The 14,770-nt window shown below is 62.9% G+C and carries 18 protein-coding genes; 10 read left to right on the top strand and 8 right to left on the bottom strand.

Annotation, left to right across the window (positions count from 1 at the left end):
- Nucleotides 1-22: 22 nt before the first annotated feature.
- Nucleotides 23-1,003: a GlxA family transcriptional regulator gene (locus tag C7I87_RS24685; RefSeq protein ID WP_149906669.1), complete on the bottom strand. Its 981-nt coding sequence runs from the start codon at nt 1,001-1,003 to the stop codon at nt 23-25.
- Between the two features lie 305 nt (nt 1,004-1,308).
- Between C7I87_RS24685 and C7I87_RS24680 the strand changes: the two genes are divergently transcribed.
- Nucleotides 1,309-2,013, top strand: a complete 705-nt coding sequence (locus tag C7I87_RS24680; RefSeq protein WP_149906668.1) for a hypothetical protein — start codon at nt 1,309-1,311, stop codon at nt 2,011-2,013.
- A 25-nt stretch (nt 2,014-2,038) separates the two neighbouring features.
- On the opposite strand, the gene C7I87_RS24675 is transcribed toward C7I87_RS24680, so the two are convergent.
- Nucleotides 2,039-2,404 (bottom strand): hypothetical protein, encoded by a 366-nt coding sequence (locus C7I87_RS24675; RefSeq protein ID WP_149906667.1) that lies wholly within the window; start codon nt 2,402-2,404, stop codon nt 2,039-2,041.
- 205 nt (nt 2,405-2,609) lie between these two features.
- Here C7I87_RS24675 and C7I87_RS24670 point away from each other — a divergent pair, with 205 nt between their 5' ends.
- Entirely contained in the window at nt 2,610-3,050 is a 441-nt protein-coding gene (locus C7I87_RS24670; protein WP_149906666.1) for a lipid-binding SYLF domain-containing protein, read from the top strand.
- 69 nt (nt 3,051-3,119) lie between these two features.
- Here the strand turns inward: C7I87_RS24670 and C7I87_RS24665 are convergent, their stop codons facing one another.
- Nucleotides 3,120-4,742, bottom strand: a complete 1,623-nt coding sequence (locus C7I87_RS24665) for an ABC-F family ATP-binding cassette domain-containing protein (protein ID WP_149906665.1) — start codon at nt 4,740-4,742, stop codon at nt 3,120-3,122.
- Nucleotides 4,743-5,015: 273 nt separating this feature from the next.
- Between C7I87_RS24665 and C7I87_RS24660 the strand changes: the two genes are divergently transcribed.
- The 3 genes from C7I87_RS24660 to C7I87_RS24650 all read left to right on the top strand — a co-directional run bounded on the left by C7I87_RS24660 (nt 5,016) and on the right by C7I87_RS24650 (nt 6,568).
- Nucleotides 5,016-5,330, top strand: coding sequence for an EthD family reductase (locus C7I87_RS24660; RefSeq protein ID WP_149906664.1), 315 nt, complete (start codon nt 5,016-5,018; stop codon nt 5,328-5,330).
- 185 nt (nt 5,331-5,515) lie between these two features.
- On the top strand, nt 5,516-5,773 hold the full coding sequence (locus C7I87_RS24655; protein ID WP_373424760.1) for a hypothetical protein: 258 nt from the start codon (nt 5,516-5,518) through the stop codon (nt 5,771-5,773).
- A 165-nt stretch (nt 5,774-5,938) separates the two neighbouring features.
- Nucleotides 5,939-6,568: a glutathione S-transferase family protein gene (locus C7I87_RS24650; RefSeq protein WP_149906663.1), complete on the top strand. Its 630-nt coding sequence runs from the start codon at nt 5,939-5,941 to the stop codon at nt 6,566-6,568.
- 5 nt (nt 6,569-6,573) lie between these two features.
- Here the strand turns inward: C7I87_RS24650 and C7I87_RS24645 are convergent, their stop codons facing one another.
- Entirely contained in the window at nt 6,574-7,173 is a 600-nt protein-coding gene (locus tag C7I87_RS24645) for a YdeI/OmpD-associated family protein (protein WP_149906662.1), read from the bottom strand.
- A 192-nt stretch (nt 7,174-7,365) separates the two neighbouring features.
- Here C7I87_RS24645 and C7I87_RS24640 point away from each other — a divergent pair, with 192 nt between their 5' ends.
- Together C7I87_RS24640 and C7I87_RS24635 are read left to right on the top strand one after the other, a co-directional pair.
- Entirely contained in the window at nt 7,366-7,710 is a 345-nt protein-coding gene (locus tag C7I87_RS24640; RefSeq protein ID WP_149906661.1) for a VOC family protein, read from the top strand.
- A gap of 190 nt (nt 7,711-7,900) precedes the next feature.
- Nucleotides 7,901-8,629, top strand: coding sequence for an SDR family oxidoreductase (locus tag C7I87_RS24635; protein WP_149906660.1), 729 nt, complete (start codon nt 7,901-7,903; stop codon nt 8,627-8,629).
- Between the two features lie 116 nt (nt 8,630-8,745).
- Here the strand turns inward: C7I87_RS24635 and C7I87_RS24630 are convergent, their stop codons facing one another.
- Both C7I87_RS24630 and C7I87_RS24625 read right to left on the bottom strand, forming a co-directional pair.
- On the bottom strand, nt 8,746-9,711 hold the full coding sequence (locus C7I87_RS24630) for a LysR family transcriptional regulator (protein WP_149906659.1): 966 nt from the start codon (nt 9,709-9,711) through the stop codon (nt 8,746-8,748).
- Nucleotides 9,712-9,722: 11 nt separating this feature from the next.
- Complete coding sequence (locus C7I87_RS24625) at nt 9,723-10,628, bottom strand: S1C family serine protease (RefSeq protein ID WP_149906658.1); 906 nt, start codon at nt 10,626-10,628, stop codon at nt 9,723-9,725.
- 248 nt (nt 10,629-10,876) lie between these two features.
- Here C7I87_RS24625 and yghU point away from each other — a divergent pair, with 248 nt between their 5' ends.
- Complete coding sequence (yghU, locus tag C7I87_RS24620) at nt 10,877-11,743, top strand: glutathione-dependent disulfide-bond oxidoreductase (RefSeq protein ID WP_149906657.1); 867 nt, start codon at nt 10,877-10,879, stop codon at nt 11,741-11,743.
- Nucleotides 11,744-11,822: 79 nt separating this feature from the next.
- On the opposite strand, the gene C7I87_RS24615 is transcribed toward yghU, so the two are convergent.
- Nucleotides 11,823-12,122 carry a DUF1236 domain-containing protein gene (locus C7I87_RS24615; protein ID WP_149906656.1) on the bottom strand — a complete coding sequence of 100 codons (300 nt, stop codon included), beginning with the start codon at nt 12,120-12,122 and terminating at the stop codon, nt 11,823-11,825.
- Nucleotides 12,123-12,913: 791 nt separating this feature from the next.
- Between C7I87_RS24615 and C7I87_RS24610 the strand changes: the two genes are divergently transcribed.
- Nucleotides 12,914-13,189: a hypothetical protein gene (locus tag C7I87_RS24610; protein ID WP_140759750.1), complete on the top strand. Its 276-nt coding sequence runs from the start codon at nt 12,914-12,916 to the stop codon at nt 13,187-13,189.
- Nucleotides 13,190-13,254: 65 nt separating this feature from the next.
- Here C7I87_RS24610 and C7I87_RS24605 read toward each other — a convergent pair whose 3' ends face one another.
- A complete protein-coding gene (locus C7I87_RS24605) occupies nt 13,255-13,500 on the bottom strand; it encodes an exopolysaccharide production repressor protein (protein WP_149906655.1) in 246 nt (81 codons plus the stop codon).
- Nucleotides 13,501-13,712: 212 nt separating this feature from the next.
- Here C7I87_RS24605 and C7I87_RS24600 point away from each other — a divergent pair, with 212 nt between their 5' ends.
- The gene (locus C7I87_RS24600) at nt 13,713-14,453 is read left to right on the top strand and encodes a sulfotransferase family protein (protein ID WP_149906654.1); all 741 of its coding nucleotides are present in this window, start codon (nt 13,713-13,715) and stop codon (nt 14,451-14,453) included.
- Nucleotides 14,454-14,770 lie beyond the last annotated feature (317 nt).

Genomic DNA, 14,770 nt, shown 5'->3' with positions numbered 1-14,770 from the left:
CGCGCGCGCTTCCTGACCCGCTTCATACTCTCGCCGCCCCGCCTGGTAGGCGGTTTGGATGCCTGAGGTGGGTTGGCGTGATGCCGGTCTGCTGGCGGAACACGCGGCTGAAATGGCCGGCATTGGTAAAGCCGCAGCGGTAGGCGATGTCGCCGATCTGCAGGTCGCTGCCTTCGAGCAGCGACTTCGCATGATGCACTCGTAACGCGAGATAACAGGCCATCGGGCCGGTGCCCAGTTCCAATCCGAAGAGCCGTTCGAGCTGGCGCCGCGAGCAATTCAGGCGGCTTGCGATCTCGGCGACCGACAGCGTCTCCTGGAGGTTGCTCTCCATCAACAGCAAAGCGCGCTTCACCGCCCGGCTCGACGCTTCCGGAAACAGGTCGCCGACGGGCTGCACGTCGCGGCTGCTCCTGATCCGGTCGAGCACCAGGATCTTGGCGGCCTTTTCCGCCGCCTTCTGGCCGATGAACTGGGACACGAAGTGGCCCGCAAGGTCGGCCGCACCCGTGCCGCCGGCGCATGTCGAGCGGCCACGGTCGACGGAAAACAGGCTGTCGGCATGGGCGTTGACATCGGGGAACTGGCTGCGGAAATCCTTGATATGAAACCAGCTGACGGCGGCACTATAGCCATCGAGCAACCCGTAGCGCGCCAGCACGAAGCTGCCCGTGCAGAGCGCCGTCAGCGGCACTCCCTTGCCTGCGGCCCGCAACAGGAAGGCCTCCTTCTCGGAACTCAGGCTGCGGTTGGTGTCGAGCAGGCCGCCGACCACGACGACATTGTCGAAATCCTCCGGATTGCCGATCCCCTTGGTCGGCAGCAATTCGACACCGCAACTTGCCCGGATCGGCAGGCCGCGTTCGCCGACGATCTCCCAGTCGAACTCTATCCTGCGGCTGCGATCGCCCTCATCGCCCGCCAGCCGCAGCGTGTCGATGAACAGCGACAGCGGCGACAGCGTGAAGTCGCGCACGAGGAGAAAGGCAAACCGCCTGGCCATGGTGTTTCCGGAACCGCCTTGTCTCAAGCATATTCAGCCAACACATTATCCCGGAACACCGGACGATGTGTTTGCCAAAAGCGGCATCGGACTTCTTGCTTGTCGCCGGCCGCGCAGTCCAGGGCGCCCTTCTCACGGCTTCAAGGTAATAGGACCGCTGTCCAGAGACGCTTGCGTGAAGGGTTGCATCCAGATGAATCAACGGTCCCTCGCCTGCGCATGCAGGGAACTGTTTGAGCCTGATTTCGGTTGTCTGCCGTGCGAATTGTCGTTCCACGAAGGCACCCGATGAGCGAAGACCAGACATGGCAGACAAGAAGCGGGGTTCCCTGCGGAAGATCCTGAGCGGCGTCGCGGCGAAAATTGCCGCCGCCCCTGATCCCACGGCCGGGCAAGGCACGAGCACCGCGTCGATGGTCGCCGAATGGCCGCTGCCGCCATCGGCGACGCTTGGCTCCTCCTTGCGCCTGAAAGGGATCGAACGCGAAGTTCGGGCCAGGCTGCCATGGACGGTGCGGAAATTCGCCAAGGCCGAGACCGGCCGCATCGTCTTGCGCATGCTGCAAACCGACGCGGATGCGTTCCGGGCCGCCTCGGCAACCATCTCCAGGACACTGGAGGAGATCGAAGCCCTGGCCGTGCTTCCGCGAGAGGCAGAGGACATTCTCACCATCTCGTCGCGCGAGCGGCACAAATGGCTCAGGGATGGCCGCCTGAAAAGCATCGGCACGCGCACCGTGAAGATGCGCGGGCGATCCAAGGCCGTAACCTTCCATGTCTTCGATCCACGTCACATCGAGGACGTTCTCGATCGCGACCTGGCGACCGCCTGGCGGGAGGAGGATGCGCTGGAGGCGTCCGAAAACAGACGGCGCGGGGCCGGCAAGGCCGCACTGACGCGAGCAGGAAAGCGGAGCGGCACGGCGCGCGGCACCAGAAATGCGGGAAAGGACGATGCGCCAAAGCTCGAAGGTTGGGACACGTTCGAGGCGGACGGATTGCTACGCTAGAAGCAAGCCCGTGGTGGTTTTCAGCTTATGGATATTGCGTATGACTGGCGCCGGCGGGGCTCAAATCACCTTGCAGCTCCTTCGGCAGGGGAAGGCTCGAACATTGCAGGTGCACGTCGCGGGCGAGCAGCTTTCGCTGCTTCTGCTCGTGCTCCTTGGTGGCCGCTATGATCCCCAGCCCGTAGGGGCCAAGTGCTGCGAATTCCCAACCTGGATGCGTTTTTTCGCGGACCGCGTAGTCCGAAGCCGCCGTCCTTGCGTGCTGGCATTGTGGCGTCGCCCATTTCTGGTCCTGCTGCGAAAGTGAGGCTCCATAGTCGACCGGAGAGGTCGCGCATCCAGCCATCGTCGCGGCCAATGCCGACATTGCCACTCCCGTCGCAATTCTCATCCCGAACCCCTTTGCCAACCACGTACACGGGCGTCTCCATCCCACAAAGAGACCGCCGCGACCAGAGAGCCGGCCTTGTTTCATGGTGGTCTCCCCCGCCAGATTCAGACCGCCGCTTGGAACCAATGTTGGGCGAGACTGTTCAGTTGTAACTTCGATACGACGCAGACATTCTTGCCGGCGGCCACCTTCAGGAGTTCCCATCATGACTATTTCGTCCGGATTTCGTTCGATCGCCGTAGCTGCCATCGCGACCGTAGGCGTCAGCCTTGCCAGCGCCGCGCATGCCGACAGCGGTACGATCCGCTTCTCCGTCTACAAGGCGGCCTTCTTCATTGGCGGCTCTGGCGGCGAGGGCACGCTGACCTTCCATGGCCGCAAATATCCGATCTCGATCGGCGGCGTCTCGGGCGGCCTCGCCTTCGGCGCCTCCAAGACCTATTTCCAGGGCACCGTGCGCCACATCAGGCGCGTACGGGACGTGACCGGCGTATACGGCGCGGCCGGCGGCGGCGGCACGCTTGGCAAAGGCGCCCAGGTGATCGTCATGACCAACGACAAGGGCGCCCAGCTCCAACTCACGGGCAGACAGGTGGGCCTACAGGTCAACGCAGACCTGAGCGGGCTGGCCATCTCGCTGAAATAAGCCGCCATCCCTAGGGCGCGTCGCCGTGGATCATGCGACGCGCTTCGGCGCATATACCGAAAACTCGAATCAGCTCCGCAGGCCCGGCGCTTCCTGTCCGGTGCGCTCGACATATTCCGTATAGCCGCCGCCATAGGTGTGGATGCCTTCGGGCGTCAATTCGAGGACGCGGTTCGAAAGCGCGGCCAGGAAGTGGCGGTCGTGCGAGACGAACAGCATCGTGCCTTCATATTGCGACAGCGCCTCGATCAGCATCTGCTTGGTGGTGATGTCCAGATGGTTGGTCGGCTCGTCCAGCACCAGCAGGTTGGGCGGGTCGAACAGCATCAGCGCCATCACCAGCCGCGCCTTCTCGCCGCCCGACAGCACCCGGCATTTCTTCTCGATCTCGTCGCCGGAAAAGCCGAAACAGCCGGCAAGTGCCCGAAGCGGCGCCTGGCCGGCCCGCGGAAAATTGTCTTCCAGCGTTTGGAACACGGTGCGCTCGCCTTCCAGGAGTTCCATGGCGTGCTGGGCGAAATAGCCCATCTTCACGCTCGGTCCCCGCGCCACCGTGCCGGTATCGGGGTCGGAAGCGCCGGCCACCAGCTTCAACAGCGTCGACTTACCCGCGCCGTTGACGCCCATGATGCACCAGCGTTCGCGGCGGCGCACCTGGAAGTCGAGCCCTTCATAGATGGTGCGGCTGCCATAGGCCTTGTGCACGTTCTTCAAGGTCACGACATCCTCGCCGCAGCGCGGAGCCGGCTGGAACTCGAAATTCACCACCTGGCGACGCTTGGGGGGCTCGACGCGGTCGATCTTGTCGAGCTTCTTCACCCGGCTCTGCACCTGCGCGGCGTGCGAGGCACGCGCCTTGAAGCGCTCGATGAAGGCGATCTCCTTGGCCAGCATCGCCTGCTGGCGCTCGAACTGCGCCTGCTGCTGCTTGTCGGCGATCGCCCGCTGCTGCTGGTAGAATTCATAGTTGCCGGAATAGGCGGTGAGCGAGCCGGCATCGATCTCGACGATCTTGTTGACGATGCGGTTCATGAACTCGCGGTCGTGCGAGGTCATCAGCAGCGCGCCGTCATAGCCCTTCAGGAACTGCTCCAGCCAGATCAGGCTTTCCAGGTCGAGATGGTTCGACGGTTCGTCGAGCAGCATGACGTCGGGGCGCATCAGCAGGATGCGGGCCAGCGCCACGCGCATCTTCCAGCCGCCCGAAAGCTTGCCGACATCACCGTCCATCATCTCCTGCGAAAAGCCGAGACCATCGAGCACTTCGCGCGCGCGGCCGTCCAGCGCATAGCCGTCGAGCTCCTCGAAGCGGTGCTGCGCCTCGCCATATTTTTCGATGATCTCGTCCATCCGGTCGGCCTGGTCGGGATCGGCCATGGCAGCCTCGAGTTCCGCCATCTCAGCCGCCACGTCGCTCACCGGCCCGGCGCCGTTCATCACTTCGGCCACCGCGCTGTGGCCGGCCATGTCGCCGACATCCTGGCTGAAATAGCCGATGGTGACGCCGCGATCGACCTGCACCTGGCCCTCGTCGGGCTGCTCCTGCCCGGTGATCATCCGAAACAAAGTCGTCTTGCCGGCGCCATTGGGTCCGACAAGGCCGATCTTCTCGCCCTTCTGCAGCGAGGCTGACGCCTCGATGAAGACAAGCTGGCGGCCGTTCTGCTTGCCGATGTTTTCAAGTCTGATCATGGGTATTCCAGAGGGTATCGATGCGGAATTGGGATTTGCCCGCGCCCTTACGCGAATGACGATGCCGGGGGAAGAGGCAGAAGCGCCGCAGATGCCTGACGGGACGCGAGCCGCCGATCTCCCCAATGGGAGAAATCGGCTGTTGCATAGCCGCTGGCCCCTGCCCGCGCAGATAAAAATCGACCGGCGGTCGAAATCCACCCTTGCCGAACGACTTGCGATTGGCGGCCCGCACGGCCCGACCAGCAACGCCAACAGGACAGGACCATGGCAATGGCCAAGATGCTTGTGATCTACAAAACCCCGGCCGATCCGGCCGCGTTCGACCGGCACTATTTCGATGTTCATATACCGCTCGCCAAGAAGCTTCCCGGCCTGCGGCGCTACGATGTCAGCAGGCGGCCCATCGTCAAGCTCTCGGCGGGCGAGATGCCTTACTTGGTCGGGACATTGTATTTCGACAGCCTCGACGACATCCGCACCGCATTCGCCAGCGAAATCGGCGTTGCCTGCGCCGCCGACCGGCGGATATTGGCCCCGGGCGACGACGATCTGACGATGTTGCTGTTCGAGGCGGACGAAGTGTGAGCCCGGCCTCCAGACACACTCCAGAAACAAGATTCAACATCCGGGAAAAACTGGCGAAAAGATCCTCTGCGATAAACCATCCCGTGGCGGCCGGACAGCGGCCGCCACAACGCCAAGGGATATTGCCTGCAAGGCAACGACGTTCCGCTGGATGGATAAGTGCCCTGACAGGCATTTCGCTTGCCATGCTTGCGGTCGCACAGCCGGGCGCGGAGGCGGCGGTCACCCGCAGCGAATATTGCAGCCGGCTCGGCCTTCAACTCGACGGAGCCATCCAGACCAAGGCCAAACCCGGTGCTGGCGCGAGCCAGATCGCAGAGGTAACGGCACTGCACGACAAGGCGAACCGGTTGTGCGCCGAGAGCAAGCAGGCCCAAGGCATCCGGACCTATGCCAACGCCCTGAAGCTTCTCGGCGTGACACCGATCGACCTCGACCAGTGACGACAGCCCAAAAGGTCTGGCTATTGCGCTCGGTCCCGCCGTGCCAGTTGTCGGCGTAAGCACGATCACAGCCATCGTGCGACCGACTGCATGAATTCGGTGCGCATGAATCGGGTGTCGGTGGGTGTCGCGCCATGCGATGTTCACCCATCACAAGGATCGGTCATGCTCACGCTTCACGATTATCTGCCGTCGCAGAACGGCTGGAAGGTCCGGGTCCTGCTCGGGCTGCTCAAGATCCCCTATGACAGCCACCTCGTCTCGATCTTCGAGGGCGAGAGCCATACCGACGCCTTCCTGGCGCTCAATCCGGCCGGCGCGGTTCCGGTACTTCAACTCGAAGATGGCAACGCCATCGCCGAATCCAATGCGATCCTCACCTACCTCTCGGAAGGCACGCCGCTCCTGCCGGCCGACCGCTACCGGCGCGCCAAGGTCATGCAGTGGCTGTTCTTCGAACAATACAATGTCGAGCCCGTCATCGGCTCGCTGCGCTTCTGGACCCTGACTGGACGGCTGGAGCGCAACCAGGCCATGGTTGCCGGCAAGCGCGAGGCGGGAGCCCGCACGCTCGTGGCCCTGAACCGCAGCCTTGGCGAAACGCCGTTCCTCGCCGGCAACGACTTCACCGTCGCCGACATCGCCGTCTATGCCTACAGCCATCTTGCCGGGGATTGCGGCTTTTCGCTTGCGGACTATCCGGCGTTCGCCGCATGGACCGACCGCGTGCGCGATGCCGTCGGACCCGGCTACCCCGTCCATCCCTATGGCATCGACCCGCATTCGGGCGCCTGAGCAATCTACTTCTTTCCCTGCGGATAGATCGTCTCGCCGCGCTTCAGCATTGCCACGAAGGTTTCGATCTTCTTCTTGCGCCCGGCCTCGGTCTTCATATTGTGGGTGCGGAAAGCCAGCGAGAAGCGGTTCTGCGCGCTGAGCTTTTCCAGCATCGCCTTGGCCGCCGGCTCGGCATCGATCGCCGCTTGCAAATCATCGGGGATCTTCATCTCCTTGCCGCTGCCATAGGCGCGCGCCCAGCGCCCGTCGGCCTTGGCCGCCTCGACCTGTTTCAGCCCGTGCCCGGTCATGCGGCCCTCCTCGACGAGGCGCGCGACATTGTCGATGTTGATCTTGCTCCAGATGCTTTTCCTGCCGCGCGGCGTGTAGCGCTGCAGAAAACTGTTCTCGTCCAGCCCCTTGCGCACGGCGTCGATCCAGCCGAAGCACAGCGCGACGTCGATGGCTTCCTTCGGTGTGATGGACTTCAGTCCCGACCCCACCTTGTGCACCTTGATCCACACTTCGGTTTCGGTGGCGTGGTGTTCGCTGAGCCAGGCGTAAAAGCTCGCCGCGTCGGGAAATTCCCGCACCTTGTCGGGATCGACCTTGACCGGCGCCATCAGTAAGCCCGCCTATTCGGTGCTGTTGTCGCTGGCGTCACGTCGTCTGCCTCCGGTTCATGCGATTCCCCGACATCATGGCATGGTTCACTACCAGTTTTCGTCAGCAGTGGGGCACGGTGCCGCCAGGCAACGGAACGCACCATCCATCGCCGCGTTCCGGCAAGAGTGCAATCGCCATGGAGGATCGCGATGGCCGTGCAGACCGTTTTCGCCCATGTCAGTTGCTCCGACCTCGAGGTCAGCATCGGCTGGTATGGAAAGCTCTTCGGCAAACCGCCGCTGCGCCGGCCGATGCCGGGGCTCGCCGAATGGCAGTTCACGGAAAGCGCCGAGGTGCAGCTCTTCGAGGACAAGGAAAAAGCCGGCACCTCGACACTGACGCTCGGCGTCCTGCCGCTGGCGCCCGAGCGGCAGCGGCTGGTGGATGCAGGCCTCGAACCCGGCCCGATCGAGAAAGCCGACCATTTCTGGATCATGCGCATGCGCGATCCCGATGGCAATCTGGTGGTGTTTGCGAGTGCGGAGAGGGAATAGAGGAACGGTTGAACCGTACAAAGGACAGCGTTCCTTCACGCCCCCTCTGTCCTGCCGGACAAAGGGGGCGCTCAAGCTGTCTCTCCAGTCATCGGCATCCCCGATAGCACCATCGGTTTCTTCCGTTTTCGCTTTCCACGCCGACCTGCCAATCCCGGCCCTTGTCCAACCAAACGAAGGCAGAGCGGATATGAGCATTTCGAATCAGAAAATCCTGATCGTCGGCGGCGGCTCCGGCATGGGTCTTGCGCTTGCAGGGCACTGCCTCGAAGCCGGGGCCAAAGTCGTCATCGCCGGGCGCGGCGAGGACAGGTTGCGGCAGGCCCGTGAGGCGCTGGGCAATCCCGCGGGTCTGGACATGGCCGCTGTCGACATCACGCGAGAAGACCAGGTCGCGGCATTGTTCGCCGGGATCGGCGGCCTCGACCATATCCTCAGCACCGCCGCCGACATCGAAGGCGCCTACCGGCTGTTGCCGGAGCTTGCCTTGAAAGCGGCGCAACGCGTGGTCGACAGCAAGCTCTTCGGTCCGTTGCTGCTTGCCAAGCACGGCGCGCCACGGCTGGCAGTGGCCGGCTCGATGACCTTCGTCTCCGGCATCGCCGCCTACCGGCCCGCCGCGCGCGGCTCGGTCGTCGCCGCGATAAATGCCGCGCTCGAAGGGCTGGTGCGGGCGCTGGCGATAGAACTCGCGCCAATCCGCGTCAACGCCGTCTCGCCCGGCTGGGTCGACACCGGGATTTGGGCGCAGGTGGCGGGCGACAGGAAGGCAGAGGCGCTTGCGGCGATGGCCGAGCGGCTGCCGGTCGGCAGGATCGGCCAGCCGGGTGATATCGCCGACGCGATTGCCTTCCTCATGGGCAATGGTTTTACGACCGGCACGACGCTGCATGTCGAGGGCGGGCATCGCCTGGTCTAATGCATGTCGCCCGGAAGTGTCCTCGGTTCCGGGATAACGACATACATAAAATCAGAAGCTTACAGCAGGGCGGGCGAATTCTATTCGCAGCGACATGCTGTAAGCGGCGCCATCCGTCAGGAATTCTTTGCAAACAAGGCGTTGGAGCGGTTCGCCGATTCAGATCCTGAGCCGGTTCCGGAGCGCGGCGGCGCCAGTGTGTCGCGCGCGGCGGCGAGCAGTTGGCGTAGCGCCGGCGGCCGGACGCGCCGGCGGCGCCAGATCATCGTCAGCGGCGCCACTTGCGCTCGGCCAGGCCACGGCAGTTCGATGAGCTCACCACGCTCGAGCGCGTCGATGACGGCCAGACGTGGAACGAGGCCCAACCCCGCGCCGGCCGCCACCAGCCGGGCAATGGCGCCGATGCTGCCGACTTCGGCGGCAAGTTCCGACGCACCGATGCCCGCTTCGGCAAAGGCGGTGTCGAACATATGCCGGTAGACGCATCCGGGCTCCGTCGCCACGAAGCGCTTTGCGGCAAGGGCGGCCAGATCGCACGGAGCCAAGTTCTGCCCCGGCGCGGCGACCAGCGCCAGCGGTTCGGCCGCTATCGTGTGCCTGGCGAAGCGCTGATCGGTGCCGCCATTCGAGACATCGCGGCCGAAACAGAAGGCGACATCGATTTCGCCGTCCTCCAGCTGGCGCAGCAGCGTGCCGCTGTCGGCCACCTTCATCCGCACGGCGATGTCGGGATGACTGGCCTGGAACCCCGGCAGCCAAGGCGCCAGCCGGGCCGACGCGATCGTCTCCAGCGCGCCGATGCTCAGCGTTCCACCGATCTGCCCGGCAGCCAGCAGCACCGCCGCGCGCGCCTCGCCATCGAGCCGCAGCAGTTCTTCGGCGATGGGCTTCAGTGCCAGTCCCGCCGGTGTCAGGTCCAGCCCCGACTTCGAGCGGATGAACAAGGCCGCACCCAACTCTGCCTCCAGCGACTGGATCTGGTCGCTGACGCTCGACTGGGCGAGATGAACAGTCTCGGCGGCGCGCGTGATGTTGCGGCTCCGCGCCACCGCGAGGAAGGTCTTGAGCAGTCTCGGATGCATTACCGGCGCGGCTACTGCAGCTGCGGCTTCTTCAGGAAGCTGCCGCGGTCGGCGGACTTGACGCGCAGCCAGGTCTCGCGGCCATCGCGCACCACCCGCATCGGGATCTCGGCGCCAGCCGAGCCGCTTTCCCACAGCTTGCGATAGAAATCGGCGAGCCCGTCGACCGCGCCGTCGCGCACCTCGGAAATGACGTCGCCTTCGCGCAGGCCCGCCTTGGCGGCCGGACCGCCCTCGGTCACGCTCATCACCACCACCTTGCCGTCGCTTTCGGCCGACAGCGCGCCGAGCCACGGGCGCGGCGGCTTGGCCACCTGGCCCCGCGTCAAGAGGTCGTCGAGGATCGGCGGCAACAGGTCGATCGGCACCACCATGTTGATATCGGCCACCTCGCCGGCGCGGCTCATCTGCAGGCGCAGCGAGCCGATGCCAAGCAGCGCGCCATCGGCGCCGAACAGCGGCGCGCCGCCCCAGGACGGATGCGCGGGCGCGATGAAGATCGCCTCGTCGAGCAGATACTCCCAATAGCCGGCGAATTCCTGCTTGGTGACGATCTTGGCCTCGACCGCCCGACCGATGCCGTCGGCAAGCACGACTGCGTCGCCGATCCTGGCCTTGCCGGCATCGCCCAGCGCCACGGCGGGCAGGCCAGCCGGCGCCAACGCCTGGACGAGGCCGAAGCCCGACTCCTGATCATAGGCCAGCGCGTGCGCGGGGATGACGCGGCCGTCATGCGAGGTCAGCCAGACCTCCTCCGCTTCGGTGATGAGATAGCCGATGGTCAGCACCAGCCCGTCGTCGCGGATGACGACGCCGCTGCCTTCCCTGAGCGTGCCGAGTGCTCCGGCCGTGAAGGCATCCTCCGGAACGGTCGCCCGCACGGCAACGACGGAGCGCGGATTGGGATTGATGGTCATGATTTTGTCCTGATGCGAATGGCCTGGCGCCTCGTTCTATAGGTATGCCACGCGGGACAAGGCGCAAGGGGGTGAGAAACGGTGGCCATAGCCTCGAAAAGCCAATTGTTTGGCCTTTCGTGTCTCGAACGCCTGGCACGGCAATGCGGTGGCGCCAGATTAACATAGTTCAACACAAGTTGAACTTCCTCCTCCACAACCCTAGCTATAGATGACTTACCCATCCTTCCCACGACATGAGACCTCACATGACCGAATACACCCCGCCGAAAGTATGGACCTGGAACAAGGCAAATGGCGGCGCCTTTGCCAGCATCAACCGGCCGATCGCCGGCCCGACGCATGACAAGGAACTGCCCGTCGGCAAGCACCCGCTCCAGCTTTATTCGCTGGCGACGCCGAACGGCGTCAAGGTGACGGTGATGCTCGAAGAGCTCCTTGCGCTTGGCCACAAGGGCGCCGAATACGACGCATGGCTGATCCGCATCAACGATGGCGACCAGTTTGGCAGCGGCTTTGTCGATATCAACCCCAATTCCAAGATTCCCGCGCTGATGGATCGCAGCGGCAAGACCCCGGTGCGCGTCTTCGAATCCGGCTCGATCCTGGTCTATCTCGCCGAGAAATTCGGCGAATTCCTGCCGGCCGGACAGCCGGCCCGTGCCGAAGTCCTGTCCTGGCTGTTCTGGCAGATGGGCTCGGCGCCTTATCTTGGCGGCGGTTTCGGCCATTTCTACGCTTATGCGCCGGAGAAGATCGAATATGCCATCGACCGCTTCTCGATGGAGGTGAAGCGTCAGCTCGATGTGCTCGACCGACGGTTGGCCGAGGTGGAATACCTCTCCGGCACCGGCTATTCGATCGCCGACATGGCGGTATGGCCCTGGTATGGCGGACTGGCGCTCGGCCGGCAGTATAACGATTCCGCCACTTTCCTGTCGGTGCAGGATTACAAGAACGTGCAGCGCTGGGCGAAAGCGATCGATCAACGCCCAGCGGTAAAGCGTGGCCGTATGGTCAACCGCGCCTTCGGCGAACCGGCCATGCAGCTGCACGAACGCCATGATGCCAGCGATTTCGACACCAGGACGCAGGACAAGCTGGCCGCCGAGTAAATTCCAACTGGCCGCCAAAATGAAAGCCCATCACCGGATCAATCGGTGATGGGCTTTTTGCTTGATTGCATGAGACGGATCAGTGAAGGACTTCCACGATCTGACGGGTGTCAGGGTCGACCAGCACGGTCTGATCATTGATCACCGCAACGCGATATTTCACGTTGGGAACTTCACGCAGTTCGACCTTGTCCGGCACCGGCGAGCCGAGCTTGAGTTCGACGCCGAGAAGGTTCACCGACGCCAGCGGCTGCTTCTTGACGTATTCGCGAACGACCGTCTCCTGTTCCGGCTGGACCACGATGGTGTCCGCCAGGGCCACACCGGCACCGCCCAGCAGGACGATGGCAGCTGCGGCACTCGTAAGATAACGTTTCATAACAACCTCCGTGATTGGCGATCTTGTTCCGCCTTGGAGGAAAACTCGTCCGCAACCTGGAGGTTCCATTCCTTTTTTGAAATAAATAAGGCAAATAACCAACAGTATGCAACATTTTGTTATCGTTGTAGGTGAATATTTCAACCGAGATATGCTTCGTTTGCACACCATAAACTTCTACTTAGTTTTGACAGAAATAACAAAAACCTCGCGCCTGCGAAAGCGATCGACGGCGCATTTCGGGGTGGTTCGATTCGCACATCGTCTTGGCAACATCTAACGCATTGCAGCCGGATGTCGTTCCAAGGCCTACCTCACATCCAAAAAAGGGCCGCCCTGCCGGGAGCAGAGCGAGCCCCCAATGGACCGGTGGAGGTGGCGCCTCACCGGTCACATGAGGAAAACGCCGGTGTCGGGATCCGGTTCCAGCGGCGTGCAGCGTAGCCTGCACCGCATGCAACCATGTCGACGTCATGACGTTGTTCTCCAGCATTTTTCCGGATGAAATTTCCAGCACGGACACCGCGCCATGGCTCCCCGTCCTCCCGTGACCAAGCATCCCTTCACGCTGATGTTTGTCATTATCGCATTGATGGCGCCTCTTGTCGGCCTTGCCTGGGGCGCTCACGCATGGATGGGCTGGTAAGCCACCCGATCAGGCGGCTTTCGGCGCGTCGCCTCACTGAAACGTGACCAGTCAATAATGTAAGCCGCCTCTAAATGACCTTGGGATGATGGTATTAAACGCAGACTGTCGCCGATCCGGCGGCAGGAACAGGGGAGTGTAATCCATGAATATCAAAACCGTCTGCCTGGGAGTATTGGCTGCCACCGTGATTGCCGGCTCGGCACTGGCCGGCATTCTCGACGAGCCGAAGATGATGGCACCCTTCTTCACCGACAAGACCATGAAGACCATGAAGTCGGACGCTGCCATGAAGAAGGTCTGGGCGAAAATGTCGAAGAAGAACCAGACCGCGATGATGAAGGAATGCCAGGACGCCGCGATGAGCAAGCCGCATGCCGAATTCTGCGCCAAGTTGAACGCGCTGGCCGGCCACGCCTGACGTCTTTCGGGCAAGGAATGGCGGGCCGCGAGGTTCGCCATTCCAGCCGCAGCCTAGGCAGAGCTTCAAAGCCAGACGCCATCCCTATGCAGCGGGGGCAAGCTGTTGACCGAATCCTGGCTTGCAGCGGCGTCTTGTGTGCGCCTGTAGATCAGCCTCACCACGAACGCGAAGTAGCCGGCCTGCAGGATAACTAGGGTCACCGCCATCCAGACGAGTGCCTCCCAGAAAGAACCCGTGGCAACATAGGTCCAGACCGCGATAAGGATCGTGGTCGCCGACATCCCGACGAGAAATGGCCCAAAATACATCGACCTTCAATATCGCCGAACCCGTCCCGGTCCCGGCGACTCCCTACCTAATCTCCGCACCCGCGCACAGGTTTTCATTATTTTAGCAACTACGCAAGTACGGTATGCGGCTGAGCATCCCGTAGAAATTTGTTGCGCGGCGGCGCTGGCAGGAGCAGTCTGATGCTCACGGACCGCGATAATCGGGAAAAGAAGTCCGGTGGGGGTTGGGAATGACGCTCAAGCTTATCGGGGCCGGTTTCGGCCGCACCGGCACGTGGTCGACCTTTGCCGCCCTGAACAGGCTCGGCCTGCCCTGCTACCACATGCAGGAAGTGATCATAAACAAGGCCAATAAGGGCCATCTCGATTTCTGGCGCAAGGTGGCCAACAGCCCGCCCGGCACTCAGCAGGATTGGGGCAAGGTGTTTGCCAATTACACCGCCACGGTCGACAATCCCGGCTGCTGCGTGTGGCGCGAGCTGATGGCGGCTTACCCCGACGCCAAAGTGCTGCTGACATTGCACCCACGCGGCGCCGAGGCCTGGTACGAAAGCACGATCGACACGATCTACTTCACCGAGAACCTGTGGCAGTTCAAGATCCTGGAATGGCTTACCCCGTTCGGCCGGAAGTTCGGCGACATGTCGCGCAAGCTCATCTGGGGCCGCACACTGGCCGGCGTCATGGGCGACCGTGACAAGGCGGTGGCCCGCTACGTCAGCTATGTCGACGAAGTGAAGGCGGCCGTGCCGCCGGAAAAGCTGCTGGTCTACAAGGTCAGTGAAGGCTGGGGGCCGCTCTGCCATTTCCTCGACGTGGCGCAACCGAACGAACCCTTCCCAAACCTGAACGACCGCGAAACGATCAAGAAGATCATCCGCGACATCATCAAGGGCTCCTACATCATGCTGGGGCTGACGGCGGCCGCCATCGCGGTTGTGATCGCGGCGCTGTGGTGGTGGCTGGGCTGACCGCGCGCTGGCGGTTTTTGCGCCATGTCGGCCTTCGCTGCAATTTTGCGCTTGCGCTCCCTGTTGGACAGGCTCTCCGACCGGGCTTTTGCCTCTTCTCAACCTGGCGGCGAGGCCACACTATTATATCTCAATTGACTAAAATACCGGAACGTCCAATGGACATTGCCGGAACCGAACAGGCCCCATCGGACCTTTGCGCGCATCACCCAAGACCTTGGTCCTACAGGGAAAACCGCGCGGTTCGATCCGAGGATCGCATAGCTTCTCGAAGCAAGCATTTGCCTAATGCATGTCGCCCGGAAGTGTCCTCGGTT

Source organism: Mesorhizobium sp. SARCC-RB16n (assembly GCF_008520305.1).
GTDB lineage: Bacteria > Pseudomonadota > Alphaproteobacteria > Rhizobiales > Rhizobiaceae > Mesorhizobium.
The sequence above is the reverse complement of the archived record's forward strand: the minus strand, read 5'-3'. Positions and strand labels throughout refer to the sequence as shown.